Below are 2,693 nucleotides of genomic sequence, written 5' to 3'. Positions count from 1 at the left end.
TTAGATCAAGATAATACTATAAAACAAGATACACCTAGTTATTATTTTTCTCCTAAAGATGAAAGCAGTGGTTTAGGAAGACTTAGTATCTTTTATAAAAATGATGAACTTTGTTTGCTTAATTATTCTATTATAGAAAATTCTTTAAATATTAAATTAGAATGTTTAAGCAAACAAAGCTTAGAGTATAAAGACTTAATTTCAAACACTTTAAAAGAACAAAAAACCACACAAGTAGATAAAAAACAAGCTATAGCTAAACTTCATGCTCTTTTAGAAAATCAAAACCTAGAATGTATCCATGGAGGTAAAGTCATACTTAAATCAAACAAAGGAAAAACTTTTAAAGATGATGGTGTGCCTATAATGCTAGAAAGTGATTTATTAAACTCTAGTATAGTAGCTTGTCCTAATACTATAGCAGGTGTAAGTGTTCCTTGTACTAAAGTTGTTAATGTAAAAGGATCCTTATCTCAAAAGAAAGTCAATAATGAATTTGCAATCTTACAAGAACTCATCTCAGCTTGTAAAACAGATAAAGGCTTTGCTTTAAAAGTAAGCTTTACTCCTACTAAGTTTAAATTTGATCACAGCTTTGATCCTAAAGAGGGCTTAGGAGAACAAAGTAAAAATCAAATAGAGTTAAAAGAGCCTATAATAAGACTTCATTATAAAAGTGATAGATTTCAAAAAGATAATTTACCTATCTATAATCTTTTAATCAATAATGAAAAAAAAGAACAAGATAAGGCTTTAAATGAATTTAATATAGATTTAAAAGATTTAAAAGATATAGAGGATATAAATATTCTTAATCAATTCAAACAAGACTTTAGTAAAGATTATGAATTTAAAGAATTAAATCTTAGCTTTGATACTAATTTAATCAAACTTTATTTTATTATCCCAAAAAACATTGCTAAAGTTTATAAAAGTGCTTATAAGGAATTTGAAAATAAAGATTTAGGAGTAGGGTATTTTACACAGCTACATGAGTATGATAAAATCATCAAAAATGCTTTAGAAGATAATAAAGAATTAAACGAATATCATTTTAGTTTTTTAGCTCCTGCAAAAATGCAAAATTTAAAACTTCAAATCGCACAAGGACTAGATGAAATCTTAGAAGATGAAGATAGAAAACAAGAGTTTTATGTTTGTAAATTTGTGGTGGTAAATGGGGTTAGTGAAAACAAAATAAAAGCAAAAAATAAAGATGTAAATATAAATAATGGCACAAAATACACAAACACTACAAAAAGCAATAATATAAGTTCTAGTGAAAACAATGCTCAAGAAATCATCCCTGATAATGTTATAAGAATACAAACACAAGATGGCAGTGGGGAGTTTATTGAGATAGTATTTCCTAGTCAATTAGAACTCAATGATAAACCTTTGGAAGATGTGAGTTATACATTTGTTCCGGCTTTAAGAGGTTTATATTCAATGTTTAAAATTACAAGTAGACTTAATAGTGGTTTAACGCGACAAGAAGTAGTGAAAATTATTGAAAAACTACAAAAAGATAGCAGTGGGAATATTCGCCTTTTGAAAAATAAAAAAGAATTAGATGAACTGTGGCAAAAATTAATAAAAAATGCCACAAAGTTAGAAGAAAAATATATTCCTATAAAAAATCATAAAACAGGACAAATTACGCAAGAAAAATTTATAAGATATAAATTGAATGATGGAATTGATATTATATACAGAACAGGTTCTGGAAGTGGGGGAGAAACAATAAATATTTATGGCAAAAATCCAAAGCTCAATAAAACTATTCATATTAAACCATAGGAATAAAAGTGAAAAGAATAAAAGTAATATATGCAATGGGTAATCCTATTTTTTCTTATAAAGAAAAAGATGATATAGGATATAAAAGTTATGAAAATTTAAGTAAAGTATTAAATAATAAACCATATTTTTCTGAAATGGATTTACTTTTAGAATATTTAAGATACACAACAAAAACAGATATTCTCTTAGCATTTGAATATTTATTGTTAAAACTTATTGATGATGAATTTTTTGCAAGACATGAAATAGATGCAAATATCATTCAATTTTATAATATTGATAGTCTTAACAACACTCCTTCTTTAAATACACCCAAACCTACCTATATAAGTGAATATATTAATATCTTGGGGCAACTTTTTCTAGCAGGTTATATAGATTTTGGATCTTATTGTGATGAAGATAGAAATAAAATAGATTATCCCTCAAACTTATCTTATTATAAAGAAGATAAATATCAAGCTTGGATATATTTTAGAGATAATTTTTTTTATAAAGAAAGATTTGAAAGAAATTTGAATGATGATATTATTGTAGATGGATGTAGCACAATGTTTTCTCCCACTTCTTGGGATACACCACAATATTGGTCACAATACAATATCTGGATAGCAACAACCCCAAAAGGCACAAAATACTTCCAAGAAATCTTAGCTCCTAAATTTTACAACAAATACAAAGATTTAGAAGTTGAGATTGATGATAAGGGCAATGTGCTTAGGTGGATAGGAGAGATTAATAGAGAGACAAAAAATATTAGCAAATAAAAAATGATATAATAATGCTTTATATAAGGAATCTTTTATGTTTATAAGTTCTAAAACAGAGTTAATTCAAACTATTAAAAATTTAACAATCAACAATAAAGAAGTTAAACAGATTGATTTTAT

Annotated in this window: 2 protein-coding genes; both read left to right on the top strand. The window is 26.0% G+C overall.

Going from position 1 to position 2,693, the window contains the following annotated elements:
• A partial coding sequence (locus AJN69_RS00890) for a hypothetical protein (RefSeq protein ID WP_261659481.1) occupies positions 1 to 1,800 on the top strand: 1,800 nt, incomplete at its 5' end.
• Between the two features lie 8 nt (positions 1,801 to 1,808).
• Entirely contained in the window at positions 1,809 to 2,570 is a 762-nt protein-coding gene (locus AJN69_RS00885; RefSeq protein WP_088306429.1) for a hypothetical protein, read from the top strand.
• The last annotated feature ends 123 nt before the right edge of the window (positions 2,571 to 2,693 follow it).

Source organism: Campylobacter sp. BCW_4338 (assembly GCF_001763255.1).
GTDB classification, from domain to species: Bacteria; Campylobacterota; Campylobacteria; order Campylobacterales; family Campylobacteraceae; genus Campylobacter_D; species Campylobacter_D jejuni.
This window is presented reverse-complemented; position numbering and strand designations above follow the sequence as displayed.